At 62.1% G+C, this 15,158-nt stretch carries 16 protein-coding genes; 5 read left to right on the top strand and 11 right to left on the bottom strand.

From position 1 onward, the window contains the following. Nucleotides 1-12: 12 nt before the first annotated feature. Entirely contained in the window at nucleotides 13-408 is a 396-nt protein-coding gene (locus tag G5137_RS05755) for an acyl-CoA thioesterase (protein WP_216952694.1), read from the bottom strand. Between the two features lie 48 nt (nucleotides 409-456). Then, a complete protein-coding gene (gene sgrR, locus G5137_RS05750) occupies nucleotides 457-2,175 on the bottom strand; it encodes an HTH-type transcriptional regulator SgrR (RefSeq protein ID WP_421208923.1) in 1,719 nt (572 codons plus the stop codon). Between the two features lie 100 nt (nucleotides 2,176-2,275). Between sgrR and G5137_RS05745 the strand changes: the two genes are divergently transcribed. The 3 genes from G5137_RS05745 (at nucleotide 2,276) to G5137_RS05735 (ending at nucleotide 4,608) form a co-directional block, all read left to right on the top strand. Continuing rightward, on the top strand, nucleotides 2,276-2,452 hold the full coding sequence (locus tag G5137_RS05745) for a hypothetical protein (RefSeq protein WP_216952692.1): 177 nt from the start codon (nucleotides 2,276-2,278) through the stop codon (nucleotides 2,450-2,452). A 152-nt stretch (nucleotides 2,453-2,604) separates the two neighbouring features. Further along, nucleotides 2,605-3,873: an O-acetylhomoserine aminocarboxypropyltransferase/cysteine synthase family protein gene (locus G5137_RS05740; protein WP_042081222.1), complete on the top strand. Its 1,269-nt coding sequence runs from the start codon at nucleotides 2,605-2,607 to the stop codon at nucleotides 3,871-3,873. Between the two features lie 108 nt (nucleotides 3,874-3,981). Next, nucleotides 3,982-4,608 (top strand): glutathione S-transferase family protein, encoded by a 627-nt coding sequence (locus G5137_RS05735; RefSeq protein ID WP_421255055.1) that lies wholly within the window; start codon nucleotides 3,982-3,984, stop codon nucleotides 4,606-4,608. Between the two features lie 64 nt (nucleotides 4,609-4,672). Here G5137_RS05735 and G5137_RS05730 read toward each other — a convergent pair whose 3' ends face one another. Both G5137_RS05730 and G5137_RS05725 read right to left on the bottom strand, forming a co-directional pair. Next, nucleotides 4,673-5,572: a DMT family transporter gene (locus G5137_RS05730; protein ID WP_216952690.1), complete on the bottom strand. Its 900-nt coding sequence runs from the start codon at nucleotides 5,570-5,572 to the stop codon at nucleotides 4,673-4,675. Between the two features lie 72 nt (nucleotides 5,573-5,644). Then, nucleotides 5,645-6,085 (bottom strand): DUF2214 family protein, encoded by a 441-nt coding sequence (locus G5137_RS05725; protein ID WP_421205725.1) that lies wholly within the window; start codon nucleotides 6,083-6,085, stop codon nucleotides 5,645-5,647. 83 nt (nucleotides 6,086-6,168) lie between these two features. On the opposite strand from G5137_RS05725, the gene G5137_RS05720 reads away from it, so the two are divergent. Continuing rightward, a complete protein-coding gene (locus G5137_RS05720) occupies nucleotides 6,169-7,767 on the top strand; it encodes a sensor domain-containing diguanylate cyclase (RefSeq protein ID WP_421205727.1) in 1,599 nt (532 codons plus the stop codon). A gap of 133 nt (nucleotides 7,768-7,900) precedes the next feature. Here G5137_RS05720 and G5137_RS05715 read toward each other — a convergent pair whose 3' ends face one another. Genes G5137_RS05715 through G5137_RS05690 form a run of 6 tightly spaced genes read right to left on the bottom strand, consistent with a single transcriptional unit; the run spans nucleotide 7,901 to nucleotide 13,180 of the window. Further along, nucleotides 7,901-8,554, bottom strand: a complete 654-nt coding sequence (locus G5137_RS05715) for an HAD family hydrolase (RefSeq protein WP_421255054.1) — start codon at nucleotides 8,552-8,554, stop codon at nucleotides 7,901-7,903. A gap of 39 nt (nucleotides 8,555-8,593) precedes the next feature. Beyond that, nucleotides 8,594-9,601 (bottom strand): ABC transporter ATP-binding protein, encoded by a 1,008-nt coding sequence (locus G5137_RS05710; protein WP_421255053.1) that lies wholly within the window; start codon nucleotides 9,599-9,601, stop codon nucleotides 8,594-8,596. 6 nt (nucleotides 9,602-9,607) lie between these two features. Next, nucleotides 9,608-10,384 (bottom strand): ABC transporter permease, encoded by a 777-nt coding sequence (locus G5137_RS05705; protein WP_005355251.1) that lies wholly within the window; start codon nucleotides 10,382-10,384, stop codon nucleotides 9,608-9,610. Continuing rightward, the gene (locus tag G5137_RS05700) at nucleotides 10,377-11,276 is read right to left on the bottom strand and encodes an ABC transporter permease (RefSeq protein ID WP_216979680.1); all 900 of its coding nucleotides are present in this window, start codon (nucleotides 11,274-11,276) and stop codon (nucleotides 10,377-10,379) included. Before G5137_RS05700 ends, G5137_RS05705 begins: the two co-directional genes overlap by 8 nt. Continuing rightward, complete coding sequence (locus tag G5137_RS05695; RefSeq protein ID WP_216976266.1) at nucleotides 11,276-12,109, bottom strand: alkaline phosphatase family protein; 834 nt, start codon at nucleotides 12,107-12,109, stop codon at nucleotides 11,276-11,278. The genes G5137_RS05700 and G5137_RS05695 overlap by 1 nt, the downstream gene beginning before the upstream one ends. Nucleotides 12,110-12,118: 9 nt before the next feature. Further along, nucleotides 12,119-13,180, bottom strand: coding sequence for an ABC transporter substrate-binding protein (locus G5137_RS05690; RefSeq protein WP_031227932.1), 1,062 nt, complete (start codon nucleotides 13,178-13,180; stop codon nucleotides 12,119-12,121). A gap of 264 nt (nucleotides 13,181-13,444) precedes the next feature. Here G5137_RS05690 and G5137_RS05685 point away from each other — a divergent pair, with 264 nt between their 5' ends. Continuing rightward, on the top strand, nucleotides 13,445-14,209 hold the full coding sequence (locus G5137_RS05685; protein WP_419762089.1) for a UTRA domain-containing protein: 765 nt from the start codon (nucleotides 13,445-13,447) through the stop codon (nucleotides 14,207-14,209). Between the two features lie 49 nt (nucleotides 14,210-14,258). Here G5137_RS05685 and G5137_RS05680 read toward each other — a convergent pair whose 3' ends face one another. Continuing rightward, nucleotides 14,259-15,023 carry a helix-turn-helix domain-containing protein gene (locus G5137_RS05680; RefSeq protein ID WP_005336490.1) on the bottom strand — a complete coding sequence of 255 codons (765 nt, stop codon included), beginning with the start codon at nucleotides 15,021-15,023 and terminating at the stop codon, nucleotides 14,259-14,261. Nucleotides 15,024-15,158 lie beyond the last annotated feature (135 nt).

Below are 15,158 nucleotides of genomic sequence, written 5' to 3'. Positions count from 1 at the left end.
TCCGGCCCGTGGTTAACTCTCTGTCAGCCAGGCCCGCAGCCCTTCCCGGTGAACATCGCTCAGGGGCAGGGATTGGCGGGTCCGGTAGTCAAAATGGATCAGGGTCGTTTCGGCGGTGACGGCCAGTTCGCCGCCCTGCCAGGCCTCCTGCCAGACCGTAAATGAGCTGGTGCCGATGCGGCGCACGCCGGTCTTGATGGTGACCGGCTGGCCGTAGAACAGCTCCCGTTTGAACTGCACCGTATAGCCCGCGATGATCAGATGCCAGTTATGCACATCCAGATCGGGGGAAAAGATCCGGAACAGGGGATCCCGCGCCGATTCGAACCAGACCGCCGGCACCGTATTGTTGATATGGCCGAGGGCATCCGTCTCCTGAAAGCGGGGTTGGATCTGCATTTCCAGCATGGGTTGACTCCTTGTCATTGAACCGTGCTCAGGCTAACGCGCCCCGCATCAGGACTCAAGCCTCCCCGTCTTATCCCAAGTGCTGACAGCCAGTTCCGGCCGCAACCAGGCGCTGCGAAAATCGAACCAGCCGAGCGCCGTCATCCGCACCCCGTGCACGCCGACCCGGCTCTCCAGCTCCAGCCAGTGGTGGAACAGCGGCACAAACCAGCTCTGCTGCTGCACAGTTGCCAGCAGGGCGCGGGGGCCAGGCTCCTCACCGCTGGCGCGCCACTGCATCAACCCTTGCCACAACTCATGCTGACTGCTCCACACCTTGCGCAGTAACGGGGTGCCCTGCAACCAGGCGTAGGGGGCAAAGGGGCCGGCATGTTCGAGGTTGAGGGTGCCGAGCCAGAGATCCACGTCTTCATCCTCGCCACTCACCCAACGACCGTAATCGAGGGTGCGCACCTCGAGTCGGATCCCCTGTTCGGCCAGCAGGCTGCTCATGGCGTTGGCGCACTCGTTGAACTCCAGATGCTGGTTGAAACAGGCCAGCACCAAGGTCGTCGGCAACTGCGCCGGTGTGGGCAAGGGGGCGGGCAGTGCTTCGCGCCAGTGGGGCAGCAGACCGAGGGCGCTGGTCCAGCCCCGTTGCAACTCGGGGGCGACCCGCCCCATCAGGGCTACCGGATTGAGCAGCTGGCCGAGCCACTGGCGCAGCGAGGGATCCTGCAAGGATCCGGAACGATCGTCCTGCAGCAGGAAGTAGCAGCCCGACTCCAGCTCCGATTCGCCGCGCATGGTACCGAGCTCAGGGCTGTCGCGCCCCAGCTGCAGGTGGGTCTCCAGTCGCTCCGCAAGCTCAGGCAGCATCCAGATATCGATCTCGTCGAGCAGGGCGCGCAGGCCGAAGTAGTCGTCAAACGCCGCAAGGCAAAGATGCAGGGGATCGTTGGCGGCCACCCGGTATGGGCCTGTGCCCACCGGTTGCAGGGCAAAGCCCGCCTCCCCCTTGAGCTCCCGTGGCAAAATGGTCGCCACCGGCTCCGCCAGCAGGTGGGGCAGCCAGGGATCCGGGCTGTCGAGATAGAGATCCAGCGTGCGCGGCCAAGGGCTCTCCAGCCGATCCAGATGGGCGAACAGCGGGCGATCCCGCAGGGCCAGCAGACTCTCCATCACATCCTCCACCACCAGCTCGCGGCCGTGGTGAAAGCGCACCGCCGGGCGCAGATAGAAGCGCCAGTGACAGGGGCCCAGACACTCCCAGTGGTGGGCCAGATCCCCTTCGATTTCCCCATTTTCCTCATTTCGCCGGGTGAGGCCGTTGAAGATCTGGCGGCTCAGGTGAATTTCGGAGCGGCGCATCGGGCCGGTGGGCAGCAACTGCGGCAGCGGCCGGTAGTAGGGCACCCGCAGGATCTGGCGCCCCTCACGGGTGGCCTGACCGAGCTGTTCGATCAGCAGCGGGGTGAGCAGATCGAGGCGATCCTCGGCCAGCCGCACCGCCTGTGCCAGCTGGCCCTGACTGAGCAGATCTCGCAAGCGGCGCCGGGTCAGGCTCTCCTGACTATCGAGCAGGGTGAGCCGGGAGCGCCGCCCCCGCCCCGCTTCCGCCGACCAGCTGAGCCAGCCCTGATCCTGCATCCGCCGCAGCAGCAGGCGGGCGTTGCGCGGGGTGCAGCAGAGCAGATCCGCCACCTCGGCGAGGCTGATCTCCCGCTCGTCGCTGCCAAGCAGCTGGGCGAGTCGTTGAAATTGCTGGTAAAGGCGACCGGTCGGCATAAAAGAGGAAATCCTGTTGCTATAAGTCATCAGTTTTTACTTCCGCATTTTAGCTCAATACTGCTGATGAACGTGAGAACCACAGTAGAGGAGCACCATCATGAGCCACGCCAACCCCCTCAAACCGAACCGGGTCCAGCAGACCTTGCGCCGTTACTTCAAGCGGATCCTGCCGCGCCCGCTGGCGCTCATCGAGGATCCCATGCAGCAGCTCAACCGCCTGATGCAGTGGGATATGAACCAGATCGATGACAAGGAGTATCGCCGTCGCCTCTGAGCACGGCAGGCCTGCCCGCCACTCGGGACGCGCATCCCCTGCGGGCGACATTGCTTTGCCGGATCTTGCTGTTTACATCGGCCACGGGCCTGATAGATTGGACGTCTATCCATCTATAAATGCCATAAGCAACATCCAACAAGGAGTGTGTGATGAAAGATGCGACCCTGGCCCTGCACCACGGCTTTTCCAACGACCCCACCACCAAGGCGGTCGCCGTGCCCATCTACCAGACGGTGGCCTACGAGTTCGAGAGCGCCCAGCACGGGGCGGATCTGTTCAATCTGGCGGTGCCGGGCAATATCTACACCCGCATCATGAACCCCACCAATGATGTGCTGGAGCAGCGGATGGCCGCGCTGGAAGGGGGGATCGCCGCACTGGTGGTCTCGGCAGGTTCCGCCGCCATCACCTACGCCATTCAGGCGCTGACCGCAGCCGGTGACAACATCGTCTCCACGCCCCAGCTCTATGGCGGCACCTACACCTTGTTCGCCCACATGCTGCCGAGTTTCGGGGTCGAGGTGCGCTTCGCCAAGGATGACAGCGCCGAAGCCATCGCCGCCCTTATCGACGACAAGACCAAGGCGGTCTACTGCGAGAGCATCGGCAACCCGGCGGGCAACATCGTCGATCTGGCCGCGCTGGCCAAGGCAGCCCACGCCCGTGGCGTGCCGCTTATCGTCGACAACACGGTCGCCACCCCAGTGCTGTGCAAGCCCATCGAACACGGCGCTGACATCGTGGTGCACAGCCTGACCAAATATGTAGGCGGCCACGGCAACTCGCTGGGTGGCGTCATCGTCGACTCGGGCAAGTTCCCCTGGGCGGATCACGCCGAACGCTTCCCCCAGCTGACCAAACCCGAGCCCTCCTACCACGGGGTGGTCTACACCGAGGCCTTTGGCCCGGCTGCCTTTATCGGGCGGGTGCGTACCGTGCCGCTGCGCAATACCGGCGCGGCGCTGGCGCCGATGAACGCCTTCCTGCTGCTGCAGGGGCTGGAGACCCTGAGCCTGCGCATGGAGCGCCACGTCGACAACGCCCTGCGGGTCGCCAACCACCTCAAGCATCACCCCAAGGTGGCATGGGTCAGCTACGCCGGTCTGCCGGGTCACCCGCACTATCTGCTGGCAGAGAAGTACATGGCCGGTCGCCCCTCGGCGATTCTCTCGTTCGGGCTGAAAGATGGCTACGAGGCGGGCGTGCGTTTCTACGATGCGTTGAAGATCTTCAAGCGGCTGGTCAACATCGGCGATGCCAAGTCGCTGGCCTGCCACCCCGCCTCCACCACCCATCGCCAGTTGAGCGAGGAGGAGCAGGCCAAGGCTGGAGTCAAACCCGAGATGATCCGTCTGTCGGTCGGGATCGAGGCGATCGAGGACATTCTGGCGGATCTGGATCAGGCGCTGGAGGCATAAGTCAGTCAATGAGAGAGAGCGGGCATAAGCCCGCTCTTTTTTTACTGCCGGTGAACCACACCCCTCGCCCGCTCGTATACCCCACCCTGCCACCGAATCGAGGTCGTTATGATAGTCCTGCACCACCTGAACAAATCCCGCTCCCAACGCATCATCTGGCTGCTCGAAGAGCTGGGTCAGCCCTATGAAATCAAGGCGTATCAGCGCGATGCCACCACCTTTCTGGCACCGCCCGAGCTAAAAGCCATCCATCCACTCGGCAAGTCGCCGGTCATCGAGTTCGACGGCCGGGTGCTGGCAGAATCGGGCGCCATCACCGAGTACCTGATTGCCCGCTACGCCCCAGATCGGCTGGCACCGGCATCAGATAGCCCCGACTATCCCGAATACCTGCAGTGGCTTCACTTTGCCGAGAGCTCGGGCATCCTGCCGCTGCTGCTGGATATGTTTGTGCGCAAGGATGGCAGCCCGATGCGCTTCCTGCCGGACTACGCCAAAGCAGAGTGTGCCAAGGTGCTGGGCTACCTCAATGAGGTACTGGCGAGTCGCCACTATCTGGTGGGGGATCGCCTCTCCGGCGCCGACATCATGAACTCCTTCCTGGTGGATCTGCTGGCGCAAAGCGGTCAGCTGGCCCACTTCCCGCACCTGCAAGCCTATTGGGAACGCCTCAATACCCATCCGGCCCGTCAGAAGGCGGTAGAGCTGGAGCACGAGCTGGATCAGCGCCCCTGACCCAACAGCCGCCATGCAAAACGCCCCGATAGTCGGGGCGTTTTTGTTATGCAGCGAGCGCGGTTTACTTGGTCGCAGGCACCTTGTCCCGGCGCGACTTCCACCACCAGCGCAGCCGGATCTGGGAGATCAGCATCCCCGCCAGCATCAGGGCGCAACCGGCAATGGCACGCTCGTCCAGCGTTTCATCCAGCAGCAATACGCCCCCCACGGCGGCAAAGACGGTCTCCAGACTGAGGATGATGGCGGCGTGGGCCGGATGGGCGCCCCGCTGCCCCAGCACCTGCAGGGTATAACCCACCCCGACCGACACCAGCCCGGCATAGAGCAGCGCCTGCCAGCCAGCTACTGCGCCAGCCACGGTCGGAGTTTCGATGACAAAGGCGGTGGCGAGACTGAGCAGGCCGCACACCACAAACTGCACACAAGCCAGCTTGATGGGGGCCACCCGGTTGGAGTAGTGATCCACCAGCAGCAGATGGATCGCCCAGAACAGGGCGCCAATCACCTGCAGCAGATCGCCAAAACCGATGGTGAACTCGTCGGTCACGCTCAACACATAGAGCCCGCTCAGGGCAATGAGGGCTCCAATCCAGGTATTGGTACCCGTCTTGTGCCGCAGCAGCAGCCCCAGTACCGGCACCAGAATGATGTAGAGCCCGGTGATGAAACCGGCCTTGGCGGCAGTGGTATAGAGCAGCCCCACCTGCTGCAGGGATGCGGCACAGAACAGCACCAGTCCGGCCAGCACACCACCGGTCAGCAATTGGCGATGGTCGCCAGTGGCGACCACTGGTTGACGGGATTTGAGCCACCAGAGCAGCGGCAGCAGGGAGAAGGCACCGAGCAGAAAGCGCAGGCCATTGAAGGTATAGGGCCCCATATGATCCATCCCGAGGCGCTGGGCGACAAAGCCCATACCCCAGATGGTGGCAGCCATCAGCAACATCAGATTGGAGCGCATGGCGATTCTTCCTTAAATCGGCGCGTGACGGGTTATCCAATCCAAGATACCTGCCTCCCTACCCTCTTGTCTTTAGAGCGATAGCTGTTTTGTCAGCACGGCCAGCAGGGCGACCATTACCAGATTGCCCCGCAGGATCCACACCACCCGGAAGTACTGCTGGATCGAGATCATCGGCGCCTTGCCCAGACGCAGGGCACGACGCCAGCGATAGAAGAGGCGACTGGGATAGTCGAGGGAGCCGACAATCAGCAGAAACAACCCCACTTTGAGACCGTGGGCAGGATGAGCAAAGAGCTGCGCCACCGAGCTGGCGTGTTCGAGGGCCAGCAGGCAACCGCTGGCAAAGATGGAGAAGAGCGCCAGCGCCGCCACCCCATCTGCCAGCAGCAGACGGTGCACCCGCAACATATTCAGGCCGCGACGAAAGATCAGATACTCGACACAGAGCGCCAGGATCAACAGCATGATGCCGCCGTAGTGAGCCATCAGGAGCAACGTGGGGTTCAGCATTGAACGGATCTCATTTTCTGCCTTTAGACGGGCGGGACGGCATCATATATGCTGGTGACACCCGAGCTGAAAAGGATCTGTGCATGTCCCCCGCCAAGCCCAAGCACACTTGGTCTTTAATCACCCGCATGCGGCTGGGCCTCCTCCTGCTCTTTATTCCCGTAGTGTTGCTCGGCAGCATCTACTACCTGCATATGGAACGTACCCTGCGCCTCGAGCAGCAACAAAACCTGATTGCCCGCAACACCCAATATCTCCATACCCTGCTCGAACCCTATCTGGAGACCCTCAAACGCCAGTTTACGCTTATTTATCAGCAGGTAAATTATCAGGATTTCAGCAGCCCAGCGATCAGTAACGGCGAGCGCTACCTGCAACAGTGGCAGGCCTATCACGAGGTGATGGAGCTCGACTACGTCTATGTAGGAACCGAGCATCGCCAGATGCTGATCCACCCCACCTGGCAGGCGGACGAGAAGTTCGATCCCAGAACTCGCCCCTGGTATCTGCTGGCAGCCAGCCACCCGAACCGGATCGTCTGGACCGATCCCTATTACGACTACACCTTGGGTACCCTCACCATGGCGCTGGCTCGGGTAATTCAAGACCCTGACGGCAAGCGAGTGGGGGTGCTCTCCCTCGATACCCAGCTCACCCCGCTCGCCAACTGGCTCAACAACCGGCATGAACAGAGCCATCATCTGGGCAAGGGCTATCAGATCCTGATCAACCATGACGGGCTGGTGCTGGCTCACCCGGATCGCGAACAGGTATTCAAACCGCTCACCCACCCTGAATGGCTGACACACATGCAACAGCCGCAAGGTTTCTTCCTCGACGATGCCAGCGGCATGATGGTCTCCTACTACCGTGTCCCCGAGCAGCGCTGGTTCCTGCTCAGTGTCGAGCCCACCGCCAGCATGCAGCAGGTGATCGACAGCGTCTCCATCAACGTGCAGCTGATGATTGCCGTTGCCTGCTTTTTCTATCTGCTGCTAGCCCTGCTTTGGGCCCGCTACTTCCGCCGCATGCTGGGGGAGATTACCCTGCTGATCCGCACCAGCCGCTCTGGCGGGATTGCCTATCATGGCAGCCGCATGCTGGAGCTGGCCAAGGTCTATGAAGAGATGGATGCCGCCAGTCAGGACTTTGCCCAGATCCGCCAGCAAGCCAATCAGGACAAACTCACCGGTCTCTACAACCGCCGCTTCTTCGACGAGTGCCTGCAGAGACAGCTCAGCAGCGGTGCCCCCTTCCTAGTAGTGATGTTCGATCTCGATAACTTCAAACAGGTCAACGACACCTTTGGCCACCAAACAGGGGATATAGTGCTCAAACGGGTGAGCAAGCTGGGCATGAAAATGTTTGACCAGTGGGGCTGGCTCTGTCGTTACGGTGGCGAGGAGCTGGTGCTGATCTTGCGCCTGGAGATGCAAATGAGTGAGGCCACCTCGCTGCTGGAGAGCTTCAGACTTGCGGTCACTCAACTGGAGTGGCGAGAGCCGGAACTGACCATTACCCTCAGCGGCGGGGTGGCCTTGAGCCACTCCGGGCTCTCGACCAAGGAGCTGATAGAACTGGCCGACAGCGGGGTTTATCAGGCCAAGCGGGAGGGGAAAAATCGCATCTGCTTCCCCCAGCGTCGTGGCAACGGTCAGATGGAAGAGGCCTCCTCACCTTGAGCCAACTCGGCGGTCATCGTGGCGGGAGACAGAATGAACGCAACCAGGAAAGGAAGACAGGAGAGAGGCAACGGCCTCTCTGTTGTTTATATCGCTATTTTTGCCGTGTATTGAGCCTGTTTAAGCGCACAACTCAGCGCTGCCACACCCACACCGGCCAGCCCAGCTCCTCGGCCTGCTGACGCAGCGCGGGGGCCGGATTGACCGCATGGGGATGGCTCACCGCCCGCAGCATGGGCAGATCGTTGTGAGAGTCGCTATAACCAAAGCTCCCCTGCCAGAGATGGTCCCTGCCGGCAAAGAGCTGGTTGATGCGGGCCACCTTGCCTTCGCGAAAACTCAGGGTGCCGCGGGTCTGGCCGGTCAGCATGCCGGCTTCCTCGTCGAGCAGGATGGCCACGCAGTGATCCATCCCCAGCATCTGCGCCATGGGGGCCACCAGATGCTCGCCGGAGGCGGAGATGAGCACCAGCTCGTCGCCACGCTGGCGGTGCCACTCGATGCGGGCCAGCCCCTCCGGGTAGAGGCGCTCCCGCAGCACCTGTTCGGCAAAGCGGGTGCAGAGGGAGTCGAGCCACTGGCGCGTCTTGCCCACCAGCGGTTGCAGGGTGAAAGCCATGTACTGGTGCATATCCATCTTGCCCTGATGGTAGAGGGACATCATCGCCTGCTCCTCGGCGATCATGCTGGCAGGGGCCAGCTCCTCGGCCACCATGTACTCCAGCCAGAGGCTGGCGGAATCCCCGGCAATCAGGGTCTCGTCCAGATCAAACAGTGCCAGTGCCATGAGGGCTCCTTGCGGTAACAACGAAAATGAAACGAGGCGTCATGCTACCTCACAGAGTTGATCCCGGGCCACCGCCAGGGTCACGGCACTGCCGGTGGCCAGCAGATCGCCAACCGAGCGGTTGAGGCAATCCACCGTCAACAGCCCCGCCTCGCACTCCACCTGATAGCGGATCACGTTGCCGAGCAGCTGTTGCTGGCGAACGATGCCGGGCAGGCTGGGTTCGCTGCTGGTCGCCCCGGCGGGCAGCAGGGTGATGGACTCCGGCCGCAGCGCCAGCTTGCCCTGAAAACGGGGGCCGAACAGCGACTTGCCCTGCTCGGCGCCGAGCAGGTTGTAGTTGCCGATAAAGCCCGCCACAAACTCGCTGGCGGGGCGGGTATAGATCTCCTCCGGCGTACCGCTCTGGACGATGGATCCCTTGTTCATCAGGAAGATCCGATCCGACATGGTGAGCGCCTCCTCCTGATCGTGGGTCACGAAGATGGTGGTGAGCTCGAGGCGCTGCTGGATCTCGCGGATCTGCTGGCGCAGGCTGCGGCGGATGCGGGCATCCAGCGCCGAGAGCGGCTCGTCCAGCAGCAGGATCCGCGGCTGCACCACCAGTGCCCGGGCCAGCGCCACCCGCTGGCGCTGGCCGCCGGAGAGCTCGGCCGGATAGCGGCGCTCGAAACCGGTCAGCTCCACCAGCGCCAGCGCCTCTTTCACGCTGGCCGCCAGCTCCCGCCCCGGCTGGGGTTTCATCTTGAGGCCGAAGGCGACGTTGTCCCACACCGTCATGTTGGGGAACAGCGCATAACTCTGGAACACCATGCCAATGCCCCGCTTCTGGGGTTCCTGCCAGGTGATATCTTCACCGGCCACCCGCACCTGACCGCCATCCACCGGAGTGAGCCCGGCCAGCGCCCTCAGCAAGGTGGACTTGCCACAGCCGGAGGGGCCGAGCAGGGTCACCAGCTCCCCCTTGCGAATGCCGAATTCGATCCCCTCGAACACCGGCGTATCGCCGTAGGATTTGTGCAACTGATTGACTTCTAAATGAAACATCTTGGATCACCGATGAAATCTGTTGGCCGCCCAGGTGAGCAGCAGGGTCAGCAGGAAGTAGCTCATCACCAGCGCACTGGTGAAGTGGCCAGAAGTGGCGCGCATGTTGTAGAGGTAGACCTGCAGGGTCTCGTAACGGGTGCCAACCAGCATGTTGGCAAACACGAACTCGCCGAGCAGGAAGGAGAGGGAGAGAAACAGGGCAGCCAGCAGCCCCTTGCGCAGACAAGGGATCACCACCAACAGAAAGGCGCGCCGACTACTTGCCCCCAGCAGATGGGCAGCATCCATCAAATCCCTGAGCGGTACCCCTTGCAGGCTGTTGGCCAGCGCCCGATACATAAAGGGGAGCACCACGGTGAACCAGGTGCCGATCAGGATCCACGGCGTGCCGATAATCGGCAGGACACCATCGGCGTAGATCTGCAGCAGCCCCACTGACGAGACCACAGGTGGCACCGCGAAGGGGAGCAGGATCAGCAGGTTCATCCAGGGATCCAGCTTTGGGAAGTAGTAGGCCACCACCAGCACGGTCGGCACCAGCACCAGCGTCCCCAGCAGCAGAGTGGCGAAGCAGACCAGGAGGCTGCGGCCAAACGCCGCCAGAAAGCGCGGATCGCCCCACAGCTTGAGATACCAGTCGAGGGTGAAGCCATCCGGCAGCAGGGTCGCCCCCCAGCGGGTGGAGATGGAGTAGAGAAACGTGGCCAACAGCGGCAGCAGCAGGGTGGCGACCAGCCCACCCAGCACCCACTTGGGCCAGCGCGGCGTCAAATCATGCATGGGATTGCCCCTTGTTCACATAGCTCTTTTTCAGCAACCACTGGTTGGCAGCCGTCACCACTCCCAGCAGCACCATCAGGATCACCGCCAGCGCCGCCGCCATATTGGGTTCGAGGAAGATATCGCCGGAGACCAGACTGGCCACCCGGATGGTCACCAGATTGAAGTTGCCGGTGGTGAGGGCGTAGGCGGAGGCATAAGCCCCCACCGCGTTGGCAAACAGGATGATCAGGGTGCCGAGCAGCGCAGGTGTCAGCACCGGCAGTGCCACGTGCCACACATATTGTCCCTTGCTCGCGCCGAGCAGCGCGGCAGCCTGTGGCCACTCATCCTGCAGCGCATCGAACGCCGGATAGAGCAGTAGCAGAGCGAGCGGGATCTGGAAGTAGGTGTAGATGAGGATAAGGCCGCTACCCGAGTAGAGGTTGAAGCCGTCGATCAATCCCCAGGATTTCAGCAGCAGGGTCACCGCACCGTTGATGCCGAGAATGATGATAAAGGCGAATGCCAGCGGCACCCCGCTGAAGTTGCCAGTCATGGTGACGAAGGCCAACAGTACCCGCTTGACCCGCTCGCCGCTGTGGCGCAGCGCCGCCGCCCCGAGGGTGCCGATGGCAAGCCCCGCCAGACTGGCGATACCGGCAATGCGCAACGAGTTGCCGAACGATTGCAGGTAGAAGGGGGAGCTCAAAATCTCCCGGTAGTAGTCAAGGCCCCAACCATCTGGGGTCTGAAAGCTGCCCACCAGCACCCACACCATGGGAGCGAGCTGGAACAGGATCATCAAGAGGATAAACGGCAGCAGCACCAGCGCGGGCAGCCAGTGGCGGCGCACCTTCTGCTTGGTTGCCACAGGTTGATCCGCGAGGATCTCGGTGGTTGCAGGCATCATCAGTGCACCTCACGCATAAAGGCCGCCTTGAGCAGCGGTGGCGCTGCCGGCTTGTCGTGGGAAACCCCCAGCAGATCGGCCATCAGGGCGCAGAGCTGGGTCTGGGCGATCACCACCCCATCCGGCCAGCGCTCGATAAAGGCATCGCCAAACAGCCAGAGTGGCACGGTGCGCTCTTCCGGCAGGGTGCCGCCGTGGCTCAGATCGTTGTTCATGCCGTGATCCGAGGTGATCACCACCTGATATCCCTCAGCCAGCCACTGGGGCAGCAGATCGGCCAGCAGGCTGTCCATGCGGCGCGCCTGATTGCGGTACTGGCGGGAATCGAGGCCAAACTTGTGGCCCGCATCGTCCACCCCCATCGGGTGGATCAGCAGAAAATCGGGATCGTACTGGCTGCGCAGCCATTCCCCATCCATCAGCAGATGGCTGTCGGGATAGTTGTCATCCCAGTAGAAGCAGCCGTGCTGGATGGGCAACTGCTCGTCATGAGTAAAGCGATCACGGGCAGCCAGCCAGGGGCTGCGGTTGTAGAGTTCGCTCACCCAATGGTAGGCCGCCGCTGCGGTGCGTTTACCCGCGGCGCGGGCCAGATGGAAGATGGAGTCATGCAGACTGAGGCGACTCACCCCGTTGTGGGTGATGCCGCTCACCACCGGCGGCACGCCGGTCAGGATGCACTCGTAGAGAGGCCGAGAGAGAGACGGCAGGGCAGCATTCAGGGTCGTATGCAGGCCCCGCCCCGCCTCCACCATGCCACCGAGGTAGCCCATGGTGTGGGCTACCTCGGCTGCCAGACCATCCACAAGTACCACTATCACCTTGTGTTGCACTGGATTCCCTTACTGCATGTTGATCATGACGGTTTCTTGCCACTGGCGCGGCAGGGCTTTGGAGCTCTGCTCCCAGGCGGCGTGATCCTGCACCGGCTTGGCATTGGCGTACTGCTCGGCTGGCAGCAGCTTGGCCTTCACATCATCCGGCAGGGTCACGTTGCTGCGGATCGGGCGGGCGTAGCCGCGGGCCAGATTGATTTGACCGGCATCGGAGAGGATGTATTCACGGGCCAGCTTGGCGGCGTTGGGGTTCTTGGCCCACTTGTTGATGATGGTGGTGTAACCGGCGATGACGGAGCCGTCGCTCGGGATCACCACCTCAAACTTCTTGGGGTCGATCTGGTCGCGGTAGTTGAGGGCGTTGAAGTCCCACAGCACACCCACTTCCACCTCACCCTTCTCGATGTTGGCGATGGTGGGATCGTTCAGGGAGAGACGACCCTGCTTGGCCAGCTGACCGAACAGCTCCAGTGCAGGTTTCAGATTCTTCTCGCTGCCGCCGGTGGCATAGGCCGCCGCCAGCACGCCGTTGTTGGCCTGGGAGGCAACGCCCACATCACCCAGGGTCACCTTGTAGTCGCCACCCAGCAGGGATTGCCAGCTGGTGGGGGCGGCCTTGACCAGATCCTTGTTGATAAGGAAGGCGATGGTGCCGGTATAGGCCAGCATCCAGTGACCGTCGGCGTCCTTGGCCCAGTTGGGAATATCGGCCCAGGTGGAGGGTTTGTAGGGTTGGGTAACACCCTGCTTGACCGCAACCGGACCGAAGGCGCCGCCCACGTCACCGATATCGGCGGTGGCATTGGCCTTCTCGGCGGCGAACTTGGCGATCTCCTGCGCCGAGCTCATGTCGGTATCCTGGTGCTTGATGCCGTAGATGCTGCCCAGCTGCTGCCAGGTATCCTTCCAGTTGGCCCAGCTGTCGGGCATGCCGATGCTGTGGAGCTGGCCTTCGCCACGGGCGGCCTTTTCGAGATCCGCGATATTTTCGGCTGCATAGCTATTTGTGGCAAACAACGGTTGGCTGATGGCCACCATGGCCAGTGCACTTGCGATCACGCTTTTCATCATCCCATCCCTCTGGACTAGGTCAGTTAAGGTTCGAGAGGGATGCTAGAGGGGAATTGTGACGGTGGCGGGGCGCTTTAATGGCAGTTTGATGACAATCACCCTGTCATGGCGCTGTCATCCACAGCAGTTACAACTCTGAACCCGAGTGAGGCTGGACTATTCCAGTAAGGGATTGGCCAGCCACCCGCCTTCTGAATAAGCAACAGGGACAAGAGTGTGACCGAGCCGAGATTGAGCGAGCAGAGAGTGAACGAACAGAGCATGGCCGATGGCCGCGTCTCCTCCAAGTGCGAACAGATTTGCCAGACTCTGCGCCGCTATATCGGCAGCGGCCAGTTGGGGGCCGGGCAGCAGCTACCCGCCGAGCGGGCCCTGAGCGAGCGCTTTGCCACCACCCGCATCACCATCAAGGAGGCGCTCTCCAGCCTCGAAGCAGACGGCCTTATCTACCGGGCCGAGCGGCGCGGCTGGTTTGTGGCGCCACCCCGCCTCACCTACGATCCCGCCATCCACACCCACTTTCACCAGTGGATCGGCGAGCAGCAACGCACCGCCGAAACCCGGGTGCTGGCCCACGGCAGCGAGCTTGCCAGCAGCGAGCTGTGCCGCTGGATGGGGTTGGAACCCTTCACTCCACTTTATGAGATCCGCCGCCAGCGGCTGATCGACGGCCGCCCGGTGCTGCATGTCAGCCACCACCTGCTGGCGAGCCGCTTTCCCGATATCGCCAGCGCGCCGCTGGCCAGCTCCCTCACCGAGCTCTATCAGCAGCGCTATGGCATAGGCCAGGGTGGGGCGAGTCTCGAGATCACCCCCTCGGCGGCGCGCGGCGCCATCGCCCGCGCCCTCAATCTGGCAGAGGGGAGCGCGGTGCTGCGGCTGGTGCGGGTCAATTACGACGAGCGGGGCGGTCTGGTGGATTGCGATATCGAGCACTGGCGGCAGGATGCCATTCGTATCTGTCTCGATACCCGGGCGCTGCAACCCATGATTGCCAAAGCGCAGCCCATGCAACTGGCAGAGTAACCACTCTCAGACTCACGAGCAGACACGGATCCCGCAGGATCCGCCGGGATCAGTTGTCGATATTGGGGATCATGTCGTCAAAGCTCTGGTAGCCGCAGTCGGCCAGTTGCAGCGACATGGTGTAGGTCTTGGCATGCTCCTGCTGCCCGATGGCGGGGCGGTTGAGCTTGATCTCCTGATGCCAGTACTCCTTCATCCGGTCGATCAGCGCCATCGCCTCCCCCTCGTTGAGGTGCAGCTGACAGAGCGCCATATAGTTGTTCGACTTGTGCATGTTCTCCACCAGATACTCCCCCAGCACCGACATCGCCTGCCGCGCCTGCTGGCGGGCGAAACGGCTGTGCTGCTCGAAGCTGATCCGCTCGCTGATGAGGAAGTGGTAGCTGTTGTCGATACCAAGCTGCAAAATGCCGAGCTTCTCCAGCTTGCGCAGATAGAGGTAGCAGGAGGCATCGGTCAGGCCGTACTCCCGCTTGAGATCGATCAGCGTCTTGTCGCGCCAGAAGATATTGGCGAGAAAGGCGTAGAGCCCCGGCTCGTTGTGAAACGCCTCATCCTGCTCCTGAGTGAAGACGGCGCGGCGGCTCTGGGCGTCCTGAGTGCGATCCAGCAACTCCTCGAACGAGAGCCCCACCAAATGGCAGATCTCCAGCAGAGTATCGAACGGCAGCGAGGGCTTGTTCATCATCCGTTTCACGGTCGCGATGGAGACACCCATGGCTTCTGCCAGGGTCTGATAGCGGATCCCCTTGTCGGTCAGGGTCTTCTTCAGGGTGTCGAGAATATTGTTGGCCAGGGTCTGGCTGTAGGTCATGCCACTCTTCCTTGTTATCGCACTTTCATTGCATGGTTATGCCGAGTCAGCTTCTGACCTGTTTTTACCTTCAAGGCTCAGATATTGACACCGAAAAAACAGCCCAGAGAAAAAATCGCCTATAACACCCATCAG

It is taken from the genome of Aeromonas sp. 600282, from assembly GCF_049175755.1.
Taxonomy (GTDB): domain Bacteria; phylum Pseudomonadota; class Gammaproteobacteria; order Enterobacterales; family Aeromonadaceae; genus Aeromonas; species Aeromonas veronii_A.
This window is presented reverse-complemented; position numbering and strand designations above follow the sequence as displayed.

Excerpts from the sequence above, each read along its gene's own strand:
- G5137_RS05755 (WP_216952694.1), bottom strand. The coding sequence starts at position 408 with ATGCTGGAAATGCAGATCCAACCCCGCTTTCAGGAGACGGATGCCCTC.
- G5137_RS05710 (WP_421255053.1), bottom strand. The coding sequence starts at position 9,601 with ATGTTTCATTTAGAAGTCAATCAGTTGCACAAATCCTACGGCGATACG.
- G5137_RS05725 (WP_421205725.1), bottom strand. The coding sequence starts at position 6,085 with ATGCTGAACCCCACGTTGCTCCTGATGGCTCACTACGGCGGCATCATG.
- G5137_RS05700 (WP_216979680.1), bottom strand. The coding sequence starts at position 11,276 with ATGATGCCTGCAACCACCGAGATCCTCGCGGATCAACCTGTGGCAACC.
- G5137_RS05685 (WP_419762089.1), top strand. The coding sequence starts at position 13,445 with ATGGCCGATGGCCGCGTCTCCTCCAAGTGCGAACAGATTTGCCAGACT.
- G5137_RS05735 (WP_421255055.1), top strand. The coding sequence starts at position 3,982 with ATGATAGTCCTGCACCACCTGAACAAATCCCGCTCCCAACGCATCATC.
- G5137_RS05690 (WP_031227932.1), bottom strand. The coding sequence starts at position 13,180 with ATGAAAAGCGTGATCGCAAGTGCACTGGCCATGGTGGCCATCAGCCAA.
- G5137_RS05730 (WP_216952690.1), bottom strand. The coding sequence starts at position 5,572 with ATGCGCTCCAATCTGATGTTGCTGATGGCTGCCACCATCTGGGGTATG.
- G5137_RS05745 (WP_216952692.1), top strand. The coding sequence starts at position 2,276 with ATGAGCCACGCCAACCCCCTCAAACCGAACCGGGTCCAGCAGACCTTG.
- G5137_RS05680 (WP_005336490.1), bottom strand. The coding sequence starts at position 15,023 with ATGACCTACAGCCAGACCCTGGCCAACAATATTCTCGACACCCTGAAG.
- G5137_RS05720 (WP_421205727.1), top strand. The coding sequence starts at position 6,169 with ATGTCCCCCGCCAAGCCCAAGCACACTTGGTCTTTAATCACCCGCATG.
- G5137_RS05740 (WP_042081222.1), top strand. The coding sequence starts at position 2,605 with ATGAAAGATGCGACCCTGGCCCTGCACCACGGCTTTTCCAACGACCCC.
- sgrR (WP_421208923.1), bottom strand. The coding sequence starts at position 2,175 with ATGCCGACCGGTCGCCTTTACCAGCAATTTCAACGACTCGCCCAGCTG.
- G5137_RS05715 (WP_421255054.1), bottom strand. The coding sequence starts at position 8,554 with ATGGCACTGGCACTGTTTGATCTGGACGAGACCCTGATTGCCGGGGAT.
- G5137_RS05705 (WP_005355251.1), bottom strand. The coding sequence starts at position 10,384 with ATGCATGATTTGACGCCGCGCTGGCCCAAGTGGGTGCTGGGTGGGCTG.